Origin of the sequence: Vogesella fluminis (genome assembly GCF_014652335.1) — a bacterium.
Lineage (GTDB): Bacteria > Pseudomonadota > Gammaproteobacteria > Burkholderiales > Chromobacteriaceae > Vogesella > Vogesella fluminis.
Window position 1 is genome coordinate 17,798 of record NZ_BMYP01000022.1, and the last position, 14,138, is coordinate 31,935.

General features: G+C 66.9%; 20 protein-coding genes. 6 read left to right on the forward strand and 14 right to left on the reverse strand.

The features are described from left to right. Positions 1-88: 88 nt before the first annotated feature. Positions 89-709, reverse strand: coding sequence for a 2-polyprenyl-3-methyl-6-methoxy-1,4-benzoquinone monooxygenase (gene coq7, locus IE083_RS09840; RefSeq protein ID WP_189353471.1), 621 nt, complete (start codon positions 707-709; stop codon positions 89-91). Positions 710-818: 109 nt separating this feature from the next. Here coq7 and ppa point away from each other — a divergent pair, with 109 nt between their 5' ends. The 3 genes from ppa (at position 819) to IE083_RS09855 (ending at position 2,967) form a co-directional block, all read left to right on the forward strand. Further along, positions 819-1,349, forward strand: coding sequence for an inorganic diphosphatase (gene ppa / locus IE083_RS09845; RefSeq protein WP_189353431.1), 531 nt, complete (start codon positions 819-821; stop codon positions 1,347-1,349). 72 nt (positions 1,350-1,421) lie between these two features. After that, positions 1,422-2,315 carry a LysR family transcriptional regulator gene (locus IE083_RS09850; RefSeq protein WP_189353432.1) on the forward strand — a complete coding sequence of 298 codons (894 nt, stop codon included), beginning with the start codon at positions 1,422-1,424 and terminating at the stop codon, positions 2,313-2,315. A gap of 7 nt (positions 2,316-2,322) precedes the next feature. Continuing rightward, positions 2,323-2,967, forward strand: coding sequence for a hypothetical protein (locus IE083_RS09855; RefSeq protein WP_189353433.1), 645 nt, complete (start codon positions 2,323-2,325; stop codon positions 2,965-2,967). Positions 2,968-3,030: 63 nt separating this feature from the next. Here the strand turns inward: IE083_RS09855 and IE083_RS09860 are convergent, their stop codons facing one another. Next, positions 3,031-4,062, reverse strand: a complete 1,032-nt coding sequence (locus tag IE083_RS09860) for a CDP-6-deoxy-delta-3,4-glucoseen reductase (protein ID WP_189353434.1) — start codon at positions 4,060-4,062, stop codon at positions 3,031-3,033. A 33-nt stretch (positions 4,063-4,095) separates the two neighbouring features. Between IE083_RS09860 and IE083_RS09865 the strand changes: the two genes are divergently transcribed. After that, complete coding sequence (locus IE083_RS09865) at positions 4,096-4,962, forward strand: SDR family oxidoreductase (protein ID WP_189353435.1); 867 nt, start codon at positions 4,096-4,098, stop codon at positions 4,960-4,962. 93 nt (positions 4,963-5,055) lie between these two features. On the opposite strand, the gene IE083_RS09870 is transcribed toward IE083_RS09865, so the two are convergent. Next, entirely contained in the window at positions 5,056-5,364 is a 309-nt protein-coding gene (locus IE083_RS09870; protein WP_189353436.1) for a hypothetical protein, read from the reverse strand. Positions 5,365-5,403: 39 nt separating this feature from the next. After that, a complete protein-coding gene (locus tag IE083_RS09875; protein ID WP_189353437.1) occupies positions 5,404-5,562 on the reverse strand; it encodes a hypothetical protein in 159 nt (52 codons plus the stop codon). On the opposite strand from IE083_RS09875, the gene trmB reads away from it, so the two are divergent. Next, positions 5,561-6,241, forward strand: coding sequence for a tRNA (guanosine(46)-N7)-methyltransferase TrmB (gene trmB / locus IE083_RS09880; RefSeq protein ID WP_189353438.1), 681 nt, complete (start codon positions 5,561-5,563; stop codon positions 6,239-6,241). The two genes, IE083_RS09875 and trmB, sit on opposite strands and share 2 nt — an antisense overlap. Before the next feature lie 30 nt (positions 6,242-6,271). Here the strand turns inward: trmB and IE083_RS09885 are convergent, their stop codons facing one another. Next, positions 6,272-6,757, reverse strand: a complete 486-nt coding sequence (locus IE083_RS09885) for a glutathione peroxidase (protein ID WP_189353439.1) — start codon at positions 6,755-6,757, stop codon at positions 6,272-6,274. A 50-nt stretch (positions 6,758-6,807) separates the two neighbouring features. On the opposite strand from IE083_RS09885, the gene IE083_RS09890 reads away from it, so the two are divergent. After that, positions 6,808-7,287, forward strand: a complete 480-nt coding sequence (locus IE083_RS09890) for a DUF1841 family protein (protein ID WP_229799704.1) — start codon at positions 6,808-6,810, stop codon at positions 7,285-7,287. Positions 7,288-7,397: 110 nt separating this feature from the next. On the opposite strand, the gene IE083_RS09895 is transcribed toward IE083_RS09890, so the two are convergent. The 9 genes from IE083_RS09895 to IE083_RS09935 are packed head-to-tail and all read right to left on the reverse strand — an operon-like array spanning position 7,398 to position 14,011. Then, the gene (locus tag IE083_RS09895) at positions 7,398-8,321 is read right to left on the reverse strand and encodes a MerR family transcriptional regulator (protein WP_189353440.1); all 924 of its coding nucleotides are present in this window, start codon (positions 8,319-8,321) and stop codon (positions 7,398-7,400) included. A 43-nt stretch (positions 8,322-8,364) separates the two neighbouring features. Continuing rightward, entirely contained in the window at positions 8,365-8,778 is a 414-nt protein-coding gene (locus tag IE083_RS09900) for a nuclear transport factor 2 family protein (RefSeq protein WP_189353441.1), read from the reverse strand. Further along, positions 8,775-9,548, reverse strand: coding sequence for an SDR family NAD(P)-dependent oxidoreductase (locus IE083_RS09905; protein ID WP_189353442.1), 774 nt, complete (start codon positions 9,546-9,548; stop codon positions 8,775-8,777). Before IE083_RS09905 ends, IE083_RS09900 begins: the two co-directional genes overlap by 4 nt. Continuing rightward, on the reverse strand, positions 9,545-10,087 hold the full coding sequence (locus IE083_RS09910) for a DUF3833 domain-containing protein (RefSeq protein WP_189353443.1): 543 nt from the start codon (positions 10,085-10,087) through the stop codon (positions 9,545-9,547). Before IE083_RS09910 ends, IE083_RS09905 begins: the two co-directional genes overlap by 4 nt. Continuing rightward, entirely contained in the window at positions 10,084-10,236 is a 153-nt protein-coding gene (locus IE083_RS09915) for a hypothetical protein (RefSeq protein ID WP_189353444.1), read from the reverse strand. The genes IE083_RS09910 and IE083_RS09915 overlap by 4 nt, the downstream gene beginning before the upstream one ends. Next, a complete protein-coding gene (locus IE083_RS09920) occupies positions 10,233-10,751 on the reverse strand; it encodes a chalcone isomerase family protein (RefSeq protein WP_189353445.1) in 519 nt (172 codons plus the stop codon). The genes IE083_RS09915 and IE083_RS09920 overlap by 4 nt, the downstream gene beginning before the upstream one ends. Continuing rightward, a complete protein-coding gene (locus tag IE083_RS09925) occupies positions 10,720-11,940 on the reverse strand; it encodes an SAM-dependent methyltransferase (RefSeq protein ID WP_189353446.1) in 1,221 nt (406 codons plus the stop codon). The genes IE083_RS09920 and IE083_RS09925 overlap by 32 nt, the downstream gene beginning before the upstream one ends. Next, a complete protein-coding gene (locus tag IE083_RS09930; protein WP_189353447.1) occupies positions 11,937-12,704 on the reverse strand; it encodes a DUF1365 domain-containing protein in 768 nt (255 codons plus the stop codon). The genes IE083_RS09925 and IE083_RS09930 overlap by 4 nt, the downstream gene beginning before the upstream one ends. Further along, positions 12,701-14,011 carry an NAD(P)/FAD-dependent oxidoreductase gene (locus IE083_RS09935; RefSeq protein ID WP_189353448.1) on the reverse strand — a complete coding sequence of 437 codons (1,311 nt, stop codon included), beginning with the start codon at positions 14,009-14,011 and terminating at the stop codon, positions 12,701-12,703. Before IE083_RS09935 ends, IE083_RS09930 begins: the two co-directional genes overlap by 4 nt. Between the last annotated feature and the right edge of the window lie 127 nt (positions 14,012-14,138).

Genomic DNA, 14,138 nt, shown 5'->3' on the forward strand with positions numbered 1-14,138 from the left:
GCTGACGCCGCCCTTGCGGCCAACCTTGCGCAAGGTTGGCCGCAAACAAAAAAGCCGCCCTCGGGTGGCTTTTTTCATGCGCTGGCGCTCACAGCCGGTAACTGCTCACCGTCATCAGCTTGGCGGACAGCTTCATCATGCCCTTCACCGGCAGCGGCAGGCGGGCCGCGCCCAGCTGCTGCGCCATGTCGGCGTGTTTCAGCTCGTCGTCACGCATCTGGCTGACGATGGCGCGGCTCTTGTCGTCCTGCGCCGGCAGCTCGCTGAGATGGCTGTCGAGATGGGCGCCGACCTGATGCTCGGTTTCCTGCAGGAAGCCGAGGTTCCACTTGTCGCCGAGCAGGCCGGCGGTGACGCCGATCGCCAGCGAGCCGGTGTACCACAGCGGGTTGAACAGGCTGGGGCGGCCGCCCAGCTCGCGGATGCGGCGCTCGGTCCACGCCAGATGCTCCACCTCCTCGAACGCGGCATGGCGCAACGCCTCGCGCGCCGCCGGATCGCGCGCGGTCAGCGCCTGGCCCTGGTACAGCGCCTGCGCGCACACCTCGCCGCAGTGGTTGACGCGCATCAGCCCCAGCGCGTGGCGTTTGTCCGCGGCGGACAGCTCCGCCTCGGCGACATCACGGTCGGGGTGCGGGCGCGCGCTGCTGGCCGGCACAAACAGGGTGCGCAGGCCGCGGTCGAATTCGGAAATCAGCTTGTCTAGCATCATGTATGGTTATGGCTCTCATCAACAGACGCGATTATACCTCGGCTGGGCTGCTGTTATAATTGCCGGGTTTATTCCTGACGACTCAACCGGAAAAGGACTTCCACGCATGAATATCGACCTCATCGGCCCGGGCAAGAACATGCCGAACGACGTTAACGTCGTTATCGAGATCACCGCCAACAGCGCCCCGATCAAGTACGAATTCGACAAGGAAAGCGGCGCGCTGTGCGTGGACCGTTTCATGGGCACCTCGATGTTCTACCCGGCCAACTACGGTTTCGTGCCGCAGACCATCGCCGGTGACGGCGACCCGGTCGACGTGCTGGTGGTGACCCCGTTCCCGCTGCCGCCGGGCGTACTGATCCGCGTGCGCATGCTGGGCCTGATCAAGATGGAAGACGACGGCGGTGTCGACGCCAAGCTGATCGCGGTACCGGTGGAAAAACTGTGCCCGATGTACAAGGACATCCAGAAGCTGGAAGACCTGCCGCAGCTGCTGCGCGACCAGATGGTGCACTTCTTCGAGCACTACAAGGATCTGGAAAAAGGCAAATGGGTCAAAATCCAGGGTTGGGGTACACTGGAAGACGCCACCCGCGAACTGGAAGAAGGCATCGAGCGCGCCAAGCAGGGTTGATCCCCCGATGGCCGACACAGCCGGTGGCACGCGCCACCGGCTTTTTTCATTCCGTTTTCAGGCAGCCCCACCATGACCCGACTCTCCCTCGACGCCCTGCTGGTACTGGACGCCATCGACCGCCGCGGCAGTTTTGCCGCCGCCGCCGAGGCGCTGTTCCGCGTGCCGTCCGCCATCACCTACAGCGTGCAGAAGCTGGAACAGGACCTGGGCGTGATGTTGTTCGACCGCAGCGGCCACAAGGCCAAGCTGACCTCGGCCGGGCTGCTGCTGCTGCAGGAAGGCCGCACGCTGCTGGATTCGGCGGCGATGCTGGAGCAGCGGGTGAAGACCCATGCCACCGGCTGGGAGGGCGAGCTGCGCATTGCCATCTCCGCGCTGCTGCCGTTCGCACGCGTGATCCAGCTGGTACGCGAATTCGACGAGCTGGGCGCGCAGACCGAACTGCGCCTGACGCGCGAGAACTTCGGCGGCATGTGGGATGCGCTGATCGACGGTCGCGCCGATCTGTCCATCGGCGCACCGGACATGCCGGTGCAGGGCAACCTGTACTGCCGCGAAATGGGGCGTGCCTCCTTCGGCTTCTGCGTCGCGCCGACCCACCCGCTGGCACAGGCGGACGAGCCGATCCCGGCACACGAGCTGCGCAAGCACCGAATCATCGTGCTGGCCGACAGCTCGCGCATGCTGACGCCGCGCAGTGCCTCGATCCAGGAAGGCCAGGCGCGGCTGACGGTATCCAGCCTCGACGACAAGATCGACATGCAGTGCGCCGGCCTCGGTATCGGCTATTTGCCACTGCAGCATGTGCAAAAACCGCTGGCCGACGGCCGTCTGCTGCTCAAGGCAGTGGAAGACGCGCGCGATCCCGTGCCACTATATTACGCATGGCAAACCAAGGAGCCGGGGCAGGCGATGGCCTGGTTCCTGCAGCGTTTGCGCGACTTTGACTGGCAACTGATGTAAGCACCGGATGGACCTGCCCGCCACCCCCGCCACCACCCTCGACGCGTTGCAGCAGCGGCTGGCCGACTGCGGCCTGCAGCCTGCGGCCAACCGTGACGGCACGGCGCTGTGCTGGCAGGGCTTGCGCCTGGGCAGCAGCGATAGCGCGGACATCGACATCGAGCTGGCAGCTACCCCGCACCCGGCGGCACGGCAGTACGGTTTCATGCTCTTCGTCGGCTGCACCCCGGCCTTGCGCGAGCAGGCGCGGCCGCTGCTGGACGCCCTCGCCCCGGCCGCCGGTGCCTGGCTGTGGTGCGGCCCGCGCGGCGCCGGCCGCTTCTGCCAGCGCGTGTTCGACGCCTTCCTCTACATCAACGGCCCGCTGCTGCGCGAGACGATGCGGCACGGCCGGATGCAGCCGGACTGGCCGGCGTTCTTCGCCAGCCAGCTGCAGCTGGGGCAGCAGTTGCTGGCACTGGCGCAGCAGTACCGCCGCGCGCAGCACGACGACAGCCAGCCGGATCTGGGCGCGCTGCTGCAGGAATTCGCGCGGCCGCCGCTACTGCACAGCCACTACGCGCTGACGCTGGCGCGACTGCTGGAGCTGGGCCTTGCCCAGCAGCAGCTGACACAAGCCGTCTTCGAGCAGCTGCTGCGGCCGGCACCCTGAGCCCGCCATCCATGCACAAAAAAGCCACCTGACGAGGCGGCTTTGTCATGACCGGTGGCTGACTTACGGCTTGCTGCCGCTCATATCCTTGGACAGGAAGAAGGCGTCGGAGAAGAACTCGTCTTCCGGCAGCTTGCGCTCGCCGATGAAGGACTTGTGCGCGGCCTCGACCATGATCGGCGCGCCGCAGGCGTACACCTGATAGCCGGACAGATCGTCGAAATCGTCCAGCACCGCCTGGTGCACGAAACCGCTGCGGCCAGGCCAGTCATGCTCCGGCTGCGCGTCGGATACCACCGGGATAAAGGTGATGTTGACGTTTTGCGCCTGCCACTTGGTCGCCAGCTCCGCCATGTACAGGTCGTGCGGCGTGCGCGCGCCCCAGTAGAACACGATCGGGCGGGTGATGCCGTGGTGGATGGCGTGCTCGATGATGCCCTTGATCGGTGCAAAACCGGTGCCGCTGGCCACCATGATGATCGGTTTGTCGGAATCCTCGCGCAGGAAGAAGGAGCCCAGCGGCCCCTTGAAGCGCATGATTTCCTTTTCCTTCATGCTGTGGAATACGTACTCGGAGAAAGAACCGCCCGGCTGGTGCCGGATGTGCAGCTCGATGAAGGCGTCGTCGTGCGGTGCGTTGGCGATGGAGAAACTGCGCTTCTTGCCGTCCTTCATCAGGATGTCGATGTACTGGCCGGCCATGAACTGCAGGCGCTCGGACACCGGCAGCTTCAGTTTCAGCACCGCCACATCGTGTATCTTCTCGATGCGCTCCACGCGGCACGGCAGGGTCTTGATCTGGATGTCGCCGATGCCGGCCAGCTCGCGCACCTCGATGGTGATGTCACCCTGCGGCCTGGCACAGCAGAACAGCGCCATGCCCTGGGCGCGGTCAGCCTCGGACAATGCCTTGTCCTGCACGCCGCCGAGTTCTACCTCGCCGGCAACAACCTTGCCCTTACAGGCGCCACAGGCACCATCGCGGCAACCGTAAGGAAGACCGACGTTCTGGCGCAAGGCAGCCTCAAGAATGGTTTCATGCGTTTCAACCGCAAAAGAATGGCCGCTCGGAAGCACCGTTACCTGACACGTCATCTTGTTCCCTTAAACTTCGCTAAAATGGCCGTCATGCGAACCCTGTTGATCATCGGCACCGGCGACATCGCCCGGCGTGCCCTGCCCCTGCTGCTGCCGCACTGGCGGATACTGGCGCTGACGCGCCGCCCGGAAACCGCCGCGCAATGGCGACAGCTGGGAGCCCGGCCAGTGCCGGGCGATCTGGATGATGCGCGCAGCCTTGGGCGCCTCGCCGGCCTGGCCGACGCGGTACTGTATACGGCGCCGCCGCCGGAATGCGGCAATACCGACCCCAGAATGCGCAAGGCCTTGTCGCAACTGGCAAAAACGGGGAGTCTACCACAGCAAATCGTCTATATCAGCACCAGCGGCGTGTATGGCAATGCCGATGGCAAGCTGCTGGATGAGTGCGCGCCGCTGCGGCCAACGTCAGCCCGTGCACACCGCCGCGTCGACGCCGAACACGCCTTGCGCAGCTTTGCCATCGCCCACGGCAGCGCGCTGACCATCCTGCGCGCACCGGGCATCTACGCCGCCGAGCGCCTGCCCGTCACTCGCCTCCTCAACGGCACGCCGCTGATCGATGCCGCCGAGGACAGCATCGGCAACCATATCCATGCCGACGACCTGGCACGGCTGTGCGCCGCCGCGCTGCAGCAGCCGCACGGCGGCATCCGCGTCTACAATGCCTGCGACAGCCAGCCGCTACCGGTCGGCCAGTGGTACGACAAGCTGGCCGATACGCTGGGCTACCCGCGCGCGCCGCGCCTGCCGCGTGACGAGGTGCGCCGGCAGGTGTCGCCGGGGCTGTGGTCGTTCCTGGCCGAATCACGGCGCCTGAGCAATGCACGCGTGCTGCGCGAGCTGCCCGGCTGCATTCATTATCCGACGGTGGACGAGCTGCTGCGCCGGCTGTAGCGCCGCCTTGCGGCCAACCCTGGCTGCCACCATGAAGAAACCCCGCCGTGGCGCGTGCCGCGGCGGGGTTCTGTGTTATGAGTGGCGGCCGTGTCAGATCGCCTCGCTGGCACCTTCGCACGGGCTGGTCAGCCGGTCGCGCGCCAGTGCGGCCAGTGCGTCGAGATCGTCGTTGAGATGCTGCTGCATATGGCGCAACGCACCGCGCAGGATGGCGCTGGCCAGCAGCGCCTCGTCGCACTGGAACACCTCGGCCATCGCGCGCAGCTCGGCGCAGGTTTCGTGGCACAAGGGCAGCGACAGATGGCGCACCGGTTCCACACACAGCAACGCCGCCAACTCTTGCCCTTCGGCACGGCATTCTTCCAGCTGTTTCACAAAGTCGTGCAATTCATCATTCATGTGACACCTCCCGTGTCCGTTGCTACGTCCGCCTTCCCCTCACACAGCATGGCACATACTGCCGCTTTGCCAAGGTGAATCGGCGGCGGAATTGATCTGCGCCAGGATGCCGCCGGCGGGGCGGCGGCGCAGCCCTACCGCTGAGGGCCAAGATTCGGTAACATCGCGATCTTTTTGCAGTTTTTGAGTGACGACCATGGAAAATCCGGCCTTCAACCGCGCCATCCGCAGCTTCGTACTGCGTCAGGGCCATCTGTCTCCTGCGCAGCAGCGCGCCATCGACGAAGGCATGCCGAAATGGGGTATCCAGTATCAGGCGGCGCCGCTGGACCTGCAGCAGGCCTTCGGCCGCGCGGCACCGAAAATCCTGGAAATCGGCTTCGGCATGGGCGGCGCCACCGCCGAAATCGCCGCCGGCAATCCGGACAAGGACTACCTCGGCATCGAGGTGCACTCGCCGGGGGTGGGCAACCTGTTCAAGCTGATCGACGAGCAGCAGCTGAGCAACCTGCGCCTGATCCGCCACGACGCGGTGGAGGTGCTGGACAACATGCTGCCGGACGGCTCGCTGGACGGCGTGCACATCTTCTTCCCCGATCCGTGGCACAAGAAGCGCCACAACAAGCGCCGCCTGATCCAGGCGCCGTTGGTGGAAAAACTGGTGCGCAAGCTGAAGCCGGGCGGCTACCTGCACGCCGCCACCGATTGGGAAGACTACGCCATCCAGATCATGGAAGTGTTCAGCGCCAATGCCGATCTGGCCAACAGCGCCGACGGCTACGCGCCGCGTCCGGACTACCGCCCGCTGACCAAGTTCGAGGCGCGCGGCATCCGCCTCGGCCACGGCGTGTGGGACGTGATCTTTACCCGCAAGTAAGCATCTTGCCGCAGTGTTTTGTGGCGGCACTCAGGCAGCGGCCTGCAGCAGCGCCTCGATATCGCCGGCGATGTCGTGCGGCTCCGCCGCCGGCTCGTAGCGTTTCACCAGCCGCCCCTTGCGGTCGATCAGGAACTTGGTGAAGTTCCACTTCACCGGATGCGGGTGCTTGCCGTCGGCGCCGGTCAGCCAGCGCCACAGCGGGATGGCGCCCGCGCCGTTGACATCGCCCTTTTCGTACAGCGGGAAGCTGACGCCGAAGCGGCTGACGCAGAAATCATGGATCGCACGGGCGTCGCCCGGCTCCTGGCCGCCGAACTGGTTGCAGGGAAAACCCAGCACGCAGAAGCCCTGCCCCTGATAGCTGCTGTGCAGCTCCTGCAGGCCGGCATACTGCCGGGTGTAGCCGCATTCGCTGGCGGTGTTGACGATCAGCAGCACCTGGCCGCGGTACTGCGCCAGGGGTTGCAACAGGCCATCACCAAGTTTGGCCGCAAAGTCTGCAATCGTGGTCATGGTGGGTCTCCATCCGTATAATGCCGCTTTTCCGAGTAAATCAGTCAACCATGATGTTCGCACCCAGCCGACAGGATGCCCGCCGTTTCTTTTTCGATGCCTGGCAGAAGCAGCAGGCCGGTCAGCCGCTGACCGATCTGGAGAAGCTGCTGTTCAGCGTGATCACGCTGCATCCGGAATACCACGACATGCTCAACCACCCGCAACAGTACGCCGAGCGCGAATGGCTGCCGGAACAGGGCGAAACCAATCCCTTCCTGCACATGAGCATGCATCTGGCGCTGGAAGAACAGCTATCGATCAACCAGCCACCCGGCATCCGTGCGCTGTACCGGCAGCTGTTGCAGCAGACGGGCAACGAGCACGACGCACAGCACGAGGTACTGGACTGCCTGGGCGAGATGATCTGGCAGGCGCAGCGTTACGGCGGCGGGCCGGATGTCAACATGTACCTGTCCTGTATCCGCGGCAAGCTGGGGCAGGATCCGGAAGATACCCCGCGCCTAAACCTGAAAGACATGGACGACTGAGACCGTTCTGACACCGGCCACTCATTGCGCGGCCGCGCTGCCAGCACCCCGGGGCCATCCGGCGATACGCCGTGATGGCCTCTTTGTTATGGCCAAGGTCGCCGCCTTTTTCAAACGGCAATTGCCGGCGGCTGCCGCTCACGCCAGCCGCTGACGCAGGCATCAAGCTGGTCCAGCGTCAACAGCGTGGCCCGCGCGGGCAGCCGCTTCAGGCCGCGGCAGCCGGCACCGCCGAGCCAGACCTCAATCCCGTCCGGCAGCAGGGTGTCCAGCACCGCGACGTCCGTCTGCGGGCTGGCCTCGTAGGAGGCGGAAAAGGACAGCACCACCACGTCGACGCGGTGCTTGTGCGCCGCGCTGGCGATATCGGTGAGCGGCATCTGCGTGCCGAAGGCGATGGCGTCGCAGCCGGCCAGGCGCAGCAGCGCTTCCACCATCAGCAGGCCGATCAGGTGCTGCTCGCCCGGGCAGGTGGTCAGCATCACCCGCGGCGACTGCAGGCCGGCGGGGATGCCGGCCAGGGTCTCGCGCAGCACGCGCTTGACCTCTTCCGAGTACAGGTGTTCCTCGTATACGCGCAGCTCGCCGCGCATCCACGCCTCGCCGACCAGCGGGTTGGCCACGGCCAGAAAATCACCGACGAAGCGGCGCAGGCCGAGCTCGAACAGGCGGTGGCGCAGCAGCTCGCGCACCGCCAGCGCGTCGTGGCCGCTCAGCGCGTCGATCAGGCCGGCGCAGACATCCGGCACCACCCGCGCCGGGGTGTGCACCTGCGCCAAGGCCTCCAGCTGCGCCATGCTCTGCCCGACCAGCTTGCCGGGGCGGAAGCCGAGATCCATCAGCCGCCGCACCTGCTTCAGCTTGCCGACCTGCGCCGCGCTGTACAGACGGTCGCCGGCGGCATCGCGCGCCGGCTGCGGAAAGCCGTAGCGGCGCTCCCACATTCGCAACAGGTCCTTGGAGATGCCGGTTTCGCGTTCGACGGCGGCGATGGGCAGGCCGCCATCGCTCGGGGCGGAGTCTTCGTTCATCATTTGTACAAGCTGGCGTCCCGACAACACATCGACAAGGCCGGCATTATGCCATGCGCCGTTTGATCACACGCAGCAAGGCACCGACGAGCGGCAGTTTTTCGTACACCCCTTCCGCCGCATCCCAGTAGTCGCGGTGCGCGGCGATGCGGCCGTCGGCGGCGAGGGTCAGCAGCGTGCCGCCGTGGATCTGCTGCGCCCGGCCACCCAGCTCGAAGCGGAAATCCCAGCTGACGAAGGCCTTGTCGTCCTGCGCCACCACCTCGCCGATCACGAAGCGCGGCACCTGCAGCCGCCGGAACATGTTCGCGTACAAGGCCTTGATCGCGTCGCGGCCGTGCACCTGCTGGAACGGGTCGCGGAAGGTGGCGGACTCGGCGTAGACGGCGTCGATGTCATCCAGCGTCTGCGGCGACAGCGAGGCAAACCAGTCCAGATGGCGGGCAAGTTGGGGATTCATAGTCCGGTAACCCTGTGGGCGAGCCAGAAGTACAGGCGGTAGGGCAACAGTGCGGCCAACTTCAGCGGCCACGAGAAGCGCTTCGGGAAATGGATGTCGAACTCGCCGCGGGCGAAGCCGCGCACGATCTGCTGCGCCGCCTGTTCCGGCGTCAGCAGTGCCGGCATGGCAAACCCGTTCTGCGCGGTGAGGCGGGTGGCGACAAAGCCGGGATTGATCACGTGCACGCCGATGCCGTGGCGGTGCAGGTCGAGGTACAGCGTCTGCGCGAAGTGGTTCACCGCCGCCTTGGTGGCGCCGTACACCAGGCCGTTGGGCATGCCGCCCCAGCCGGCAACGCTGGCCACCAGTGCGATGGCGCCGCCGGACTGCGCCAGCAGCTGCGGCACCAGCGCCGCGCTGCCGTACATCACCCCCAGCAGGTTGACGTCGACCATGCGCCGCGCCAGCTCCGGTGTCAGTTGCCAGGCGCGCAGCGGGGTGTAGTCGCCGGCCAGCATCACCACCAGGTCGATGCCCTGCCACTGTTGCAGCAACTGGTCGCGGCAGCGCTGCCAGTCCTCGGGGCGGGTCACGTCCAGTGGCAGCAGCCACATCCGCTCGTGGCCGCTGGCGACCTCGCGCAGCGCCGCCTCGTGGCGGCCGGACAGCGCCACCCAGGCGCCGAGGCGGTGCAGCTCGCGCGCCAGCGCCGCGCCGATGCCGTGGCCGGCGCCGACCAGCCACACGCGGCGGTTGTGCCAGTCCTGCAAGCGGGGGTTCAGGCTCACGGCTGCGCCCCCTTGCGGAACATCAGCGTGACTTCGCCCAGGCGCACGCCCCACTTGCTCATCACCGAGCGGTTCAGCACCGTGTGCTCGTCCAGCTGGTACATCCAGTCGTCAAAACGCACCTCGTACACCTTGCCGTCCACCGGCAGGCGCAGCGTGTAGTCCCAGAACAGCGCAAAGCCTTCGGTGTGTCCGCTGGCCTGCCCCACCACGTCGCTGGCGGTGCCGCGGTAGCGGCCATCGGGCAGCTTTTGCAGCGTCCACACCCGGCGCTGTTTTTCGCCGTCGTCGTAAATGAAGTGTTCGTCCAGCACGCCGCGGTCGCCCTGCCAGCTGCCGTTCATCTGCACGCTGAAGCGGCGCAGCACCTTGCCGCTGCGGTCCTGGAACATGCCCTGTGCCGTCAGCGGACCGTTGAAATACGTTTGCAGGTCAAAGCTTGGCCGCGTGCCGCGGTAGTCGTCGATGCTGGCGCTGGAACACGCCGCCAGCAGCCCGCACAGCATGGCCAGCACGGCGGCTTTCCGTATCCGGATCATGTTCTTGCTCCCGAGAAGATGGCTGCCGGTGGCAGGGCCGCCAGCTTGAGCAGCGCCGGGGTGTGCACGTACAGCGGCAGCGCCACCATCGCCAGCGGCAGGCCGCCGAGGCCGCTCAGTGCCAGCTGGCGCGTGCCCGGCGCGTTCATCCGCGGCCACCCAGCAGCTGCTCGCGCACCGCCGGCGCCCGCGATGCCGGATCCAGCCAGATGCGGAAAAACAGCTGCCCGAACAGCGGGTCGTCGATGCGGTGGGTCGGGCGGCCGTTGAACCAGAAGCGCACCACCGCGCCGTCCATGGCGCCGAGCAGCACGTCGCCCTCCTGCACGTCGGGAAAGGCGCGCCGCATGTGCTCGGCCCACGCCACGCGGACGCGCTCCGGCATGCCGTAGCGCAGCATTTCCTCGAGGCTGGTTTCTACCAGCCTGGCGCCGGCAATGCTGCGCGCGTAGCGGATCTCCAGCGCGAACGGCCGCGCCCACTGGAAGGGCTGTGCCGCCGGGGTGTACAGCGCCGAGTCGTGCAGCTTGAAGCCGAACCAGCGCAGCGTGCCCTGGCCGCGCAGTTGCAAACCGTTCAGTTCTGCCGGCAGTGCCATGGCATTTCCCATCTGTGCGACAAGCAGCGCCACGCTAGCGGCGACGGATTTCCAGTTGGCAGACATCGGTGCGTCCCGCGTCGAAACCGGCGATGCAGTAGTGCAGGTAGAACTGCCACAGGCGCACGAAGGCCTGATCGAAGCCCTGGCCATACACCTGCGGCAGCGCGGCGTTGAAATCATGCAACCAGCGCCGCAGTGTCTCGGCGTAGTCGCGACCAAAGGTGTAGCGCTCGGCCAGCTGCAGCCCGGCGCCGGCGATGTCGCGCTCCAGCGCCGCCGGCGACGGCAGCATGCCGCCGGGGAAGATGAACTGCTGGATGAAGTCGGTGCCGCGCTGGTAGCGCGCGAAATGCTCGTCGCCGATGGTGATCACCTGCACCATCGCCCGGCCGCCGGGCTTGAGGCGCTCGTGCAGGGTGCGGAAGTAGCGCGGCCACCAGCGCGCGCCGACCGCCTCCAGCATCTCGATCGACACGATGTGGTCGAACTGGCCGTCGATGTCGCGGTAGTCCTGCAACCGCAGATCGGCCTGCTGCGCCAGCCCGGCTGCGGCCAACCTTTGCTGCGCCCATTCCAGCTGCGACGGCGACAGGGTCACGCCGGTGACGTGCACACCGCGGCTGCGGATCGCGTACTCGGCAAAGCCGCCCCAGCCGCAGCCGATTTCCAGGATGCGCTGCCCCGGCTGCGCATCGAGCCGCGCCAGGATGCGTTCGTACTTGGCCTCCTGCGCCGCGGCCAACGTCTGCCCGGCCTCGCCGCTGAAGATGGCGGCGGAGTAGGTCATACCCGGGTCCAGCCACAGCCGGTAGAAGTCGTTGCCGATGTCGTAGTGGGCGTGGATGTTGCGGCGACTGCCACGTCGGGTATTGGCGCGCGTCAGGTGCTTCAGCCAGTAGCCGGCGGTGCCCAGCCAGCTGCCGTGGATCGCCTGCTCGAAGGCGGCCTCGTTGGCCAGTGCCAGCTGCAGCAGCGACGTCCAGTCCGGCGACGTCAGCCAGCCGTCGCGCCAGGCCTCGGCCAGGCCGATGTCGCCGGCCAGCACGATGCGGCGCAGCGCGCGCCAGTCGTAGACCTGCAGCTGTGCCTGCGGGCCGGGATGAGCGCCACGGAACTGGTAGCTGCTGCCGTCGGGGGTGATCAGCGTCAGCTCGCCGTACTGCAGGCGCGACAGTGCCAGCAGCAGCGGGCGCACCAGCAGCGGCACGCGCAAGGGCAACGGAGAAGCGAGGGTACGCGAGGATGAATTCATGACAACTCTCCGGGAGAAACCGAGCTGGCCGCGTGGCCATCCTTGCCGAAAAACGGGACTTTCTTGCGCCACAGCCGCAGCGCCTGCCAGTGGATGCGCAGCCACACCGCCACGGTGAGCAGGCCGGTGGCCAGCAGCAGTTGCCACAGCCGCGCCGGCGAGTACGGCATCGGCGTGCCCTGCTGGGTGGCGACGAAGTCGTTGTGCTCGTCGTCGCGGCGGTACTCGATGCGCACCGCGAAGCGGCCATCCGCCGCGCGCAGGAAGCGGAAGCGGTAGCTGCCCTCCACCTGGAAGAACGGCGACACCTGCAGCGCCTTGCCGGTGCTCAGCAGGTCGCGGCGGCCGATGGCGCGATGGTCCGGGTGGTGCAGGCAGTAGTCGTGATGCTGGCCGAAGGTGTTGCTGACCTCGACCCATACCGCGCGCAGCGTGGCGACGGCATCGAACACCAGGTAGAAGCTGACCGGGTTGAACACGTAGCCGAACAGGCTGGGCAGGGTGTGCAGCTCGATGCGCGCGATGTCATGCACCCCGCTTGCGGCCAACCTTGCCGTCAGCCACGGCAGCAGCGGCGAGCCGTCGCGCGGGCCGTGGTGACGGCGCTGCCAGCTCACCCCCGGCGCGAGGCGAATGCTGGCCGGCTCCGGCTGCCCCGGCAGCAGCGTCAGCGCGAGCCAGGCGTGCCGGTAGCTGAACTGGTGGCGGATCGGCGCGCTGCGGCCGTGCCAGACATGGCCGCGATAGAGGCTGAACGCGGTCATGGCGCGACCACCGCCGGCTGCGGTTGCAGCGGCGGTGCGGCCAGCGGCACGCTGATGTCCCACGGGATAGGCGCGCCGAGCGCCTGCGCCACCGCCATGCCGGCCTTGAGGCCGTCCTCGTGGAAGCCGTAGCCAGCCCAGGCGCCGGCAAACCAGGTGCGCTGGCGGCCCTGTATCGTCGCCAGCGACTGCTGCGCGGCGATGGCGGCGCGGTCGAACAGCGGGTGGGCGTAGTCGAATTCCGCCAGCTTGCCCTGCGGCTCGCGGTAGGGGTTCAGCGTCACGATCACCGGGCTGCGGAACGGCAGCCCCTGCAGCTGGTTGAGCAGGTAGCTGACCATCACCGGCTGCGACGACGGCCCGCCCTCGCCCATGCGGTAATTCCATGCCGCCCACGCCTGGCGCCGCGCCGGCAGGAAGGAAGCGTCGGTGTGCAGCACCGCGCGGTTGGGCTGGTAACGCAACTGCGACAGCAGCGCCCGTTCCGCCTCGCTGGCGTCGCCGAGCAGCGCCAGCGCCTGGTCGCTGTGGCAGGCCAGCACCAGCTGCTCGAAGTGCTCGTCGCCGTGGCGGCTGGACAGCGTGACGCCGCGTCCGTCGCGGCGCACCTGGTGCACCGGCGACGACAGCCGCAGCTCGCCGATGCCGGCCACCATGCGCCGCACGTACTCGCGCGCGCCGCCCTGCACCGTTTTCCACTGCGGCCGGTCCAGTATCTGCATCAGGCCGTGGTTGGCGCAGAAATCGAAGAAGGTCGAGGCCGGAAACGCGGCCATGTCGCGGGTGGAGCTGGACCAGATCGCGGCCCCCATCGGCAGCAGATACCAGTCGCGCAGCGCATCGCTGAAGCGGTAACGGTCGAGGATCTGCCCCAGCGTCTCGCCGCTGTCGCGGCTTTCCCGCTGCAGCTGCGGTGCCAGCCGGTGCAGGCGCAGGATGTTGCCGACCATGCGCCAGAAGGTTGGCCGCAGCAGGTTGCGCTTCTGCGCGAACAGGGTGGCGACGCTGCTGCCGGCCCACTCCACGTTTTCCTGCTCCAGCACCACAGAGAAGGTCATCTCGCTGGCGCGCACCGGCACCCCCAGCAGCGCAAACAGGCGGATCAGGTTGGGATAGGTGCGGTCGTTGTGCACCAGGAAGCCGGTGTCCACCGGCGCGCGGACGCCTTCCAGCTCGACGTCGACGGTATTGCTGTGACCGCCGGCGTAGGCCGCGGCCTCGAACAGCACCACCTGGTGTCCGGCCCGGCTCAAGAGCCAGGCCGAGGACAGGCCGGCAATGCCGGCACCCACCACCGCAATTTTCATGATGTCAGTCCTTTATCGATACTGCGTTATCGATCAATCATTCTATTTTGTCAAATACTTGTCCTGTACAAAAATGAAAAGTTCAACAAAAAAGCCTGACATCGTCAGGCTTTGTCCATCACAAGCA

Excerpts from the sequence above, each read along its gene's own strand:
- coq7 (WP_189353471.1), bottom strand. The coding sequence starts at position 709 with ATGCTAGACAAGCTGATTTCCGAATTCGACCGCGGCCTGCGCACCCTG.
- ppa (WP_189353431.1), top strand. The coding sequence starts at position 819 with ATGAATATCGACCTCATCGGCCCGGGCAAGAACATGCCGAACGACGTT.
- IE083_RS09850 (WP_189353432.1), top strand. The coding sequence starts at position 1,422 with ATGACCCGACTCTCCCTCGACGCCCTGCTGGTACTGGACGCCATCGAC.
- IE083_RS09855 (WP_189353433.1), top strand. The coding sequence starts at position 2,323 with ATGGACCTGCCCGCCACCCCCGCCACCACCCTCGACGCGTTGCAGCAG.
- IE083_RS09860 (WP_189353434.1), bottom strand. The coding sequence starts at position 4,062 with ATGACGTGTCAGGTAACGGTGCTTCCGAGCGGCCATTCTTTTGCGGTT.
- IE083_RS09865 (WP_189353435.1), top strand. The coding sequence starts at position 4,096 with ATGCGAACCCTGTTGATCATCGGCACCGGCGACATCGCCCGGCGTGCC.
- IE083_RS09870 (WP_189353436.1), bottom strand. The coding sequence starts at position 5,364 with ATGAATGATGAATTGCACGACTTTGTGAAACAGCTGGAAGAATGCCGT.
- trmB (WP_189353438.1), top strand. The coding sequence starts at position 5,561 with ATGGAAAATCCGGCCTTCAACCGCGCCATCCGCAGCTTCGTACTGCGT.
- IE083_RS09875 (WP_189353437.1), bottom strand. The coding sequence starts at position 5,562 with ATGGTCGTCACTCAAAAACTGCAAAAAGATCGCGATGTTACCGAATCT.
- IE083_RS09885 (WP_189353439.1), bottom strand. The coding sequence starts at position 6,757 with ATGACCACGATTGCAGACTTTGCGGCCAAACTTGGTGATGGCCTGTTG.
- IE083_RS09890 (WP_229799704.1), top strand. The coding sequence starts at position 6,808 with ATGATGTTCGCACCCAGCCGACAGGATGCCCGCCGTTTCTTTTTCGAT.
- IE083_RS09895 (WP_189353440.1), bottom strand. The coding sequence starts at position 8,321 with ATGATGAACGAAGACTCCGCCCCGAGCGATGGCGGCCTGCCCATCGCC.
- IE083_RS09900 (WP_189353441.1), bottom strand. The coding sequence starts at position 8,778 with ATGAATCCCCAACTTGCCCGCCATCTGGACTGGTTTGCCTCGCTGTCG.
- IE083_RS09910 (WP_189353443.1), bottom strand. The coding sequence starts at position 10,087 with ATGATCCGGATACGGAAAGCCGCCGTGCTGGCCATGCTGTGCGGGCTG.
- IE083_RS09915 (WP_189353444.1), bottom strand. The coding sequence starts at position 10,236 with ATGAACGCGCCGGGCACGCGCCAGCTGGCACTGAGCGGCCTCGGCGGC.
- IE083_RS09920 (WP_189353445.1), bottom strand. The coding sequence starts at position 10,751 with ATGTCTGCCAACTGGAAATCCGTCGCCGCTAGCGTGGCGCTGCTTGTC.
- IE083_RS09925 (WP_189353446.1), bottom strand. The coding sequence starts at position 11,940 with ATGAATTCATCCTCGCGTACCCTCGCTTCTCCGTTGCCCTTGCGCGTG.
- IE083_RS09930 (WP_189353447.1), bottom strand. The coding sequence starts at position 12,704 with ATGACCGCGTTCAGCCTCTATCGCGGCCATGTCTGGCACGGCCGCAGC.
- IE083_RS09935 (WP_189353448.1), bottom strand. The coding sequence starts at position 14,011 with ATGAAAATTGCGGTGGTGGGTGCCGGCATTGCCGGCCTGTCCTCGGCC.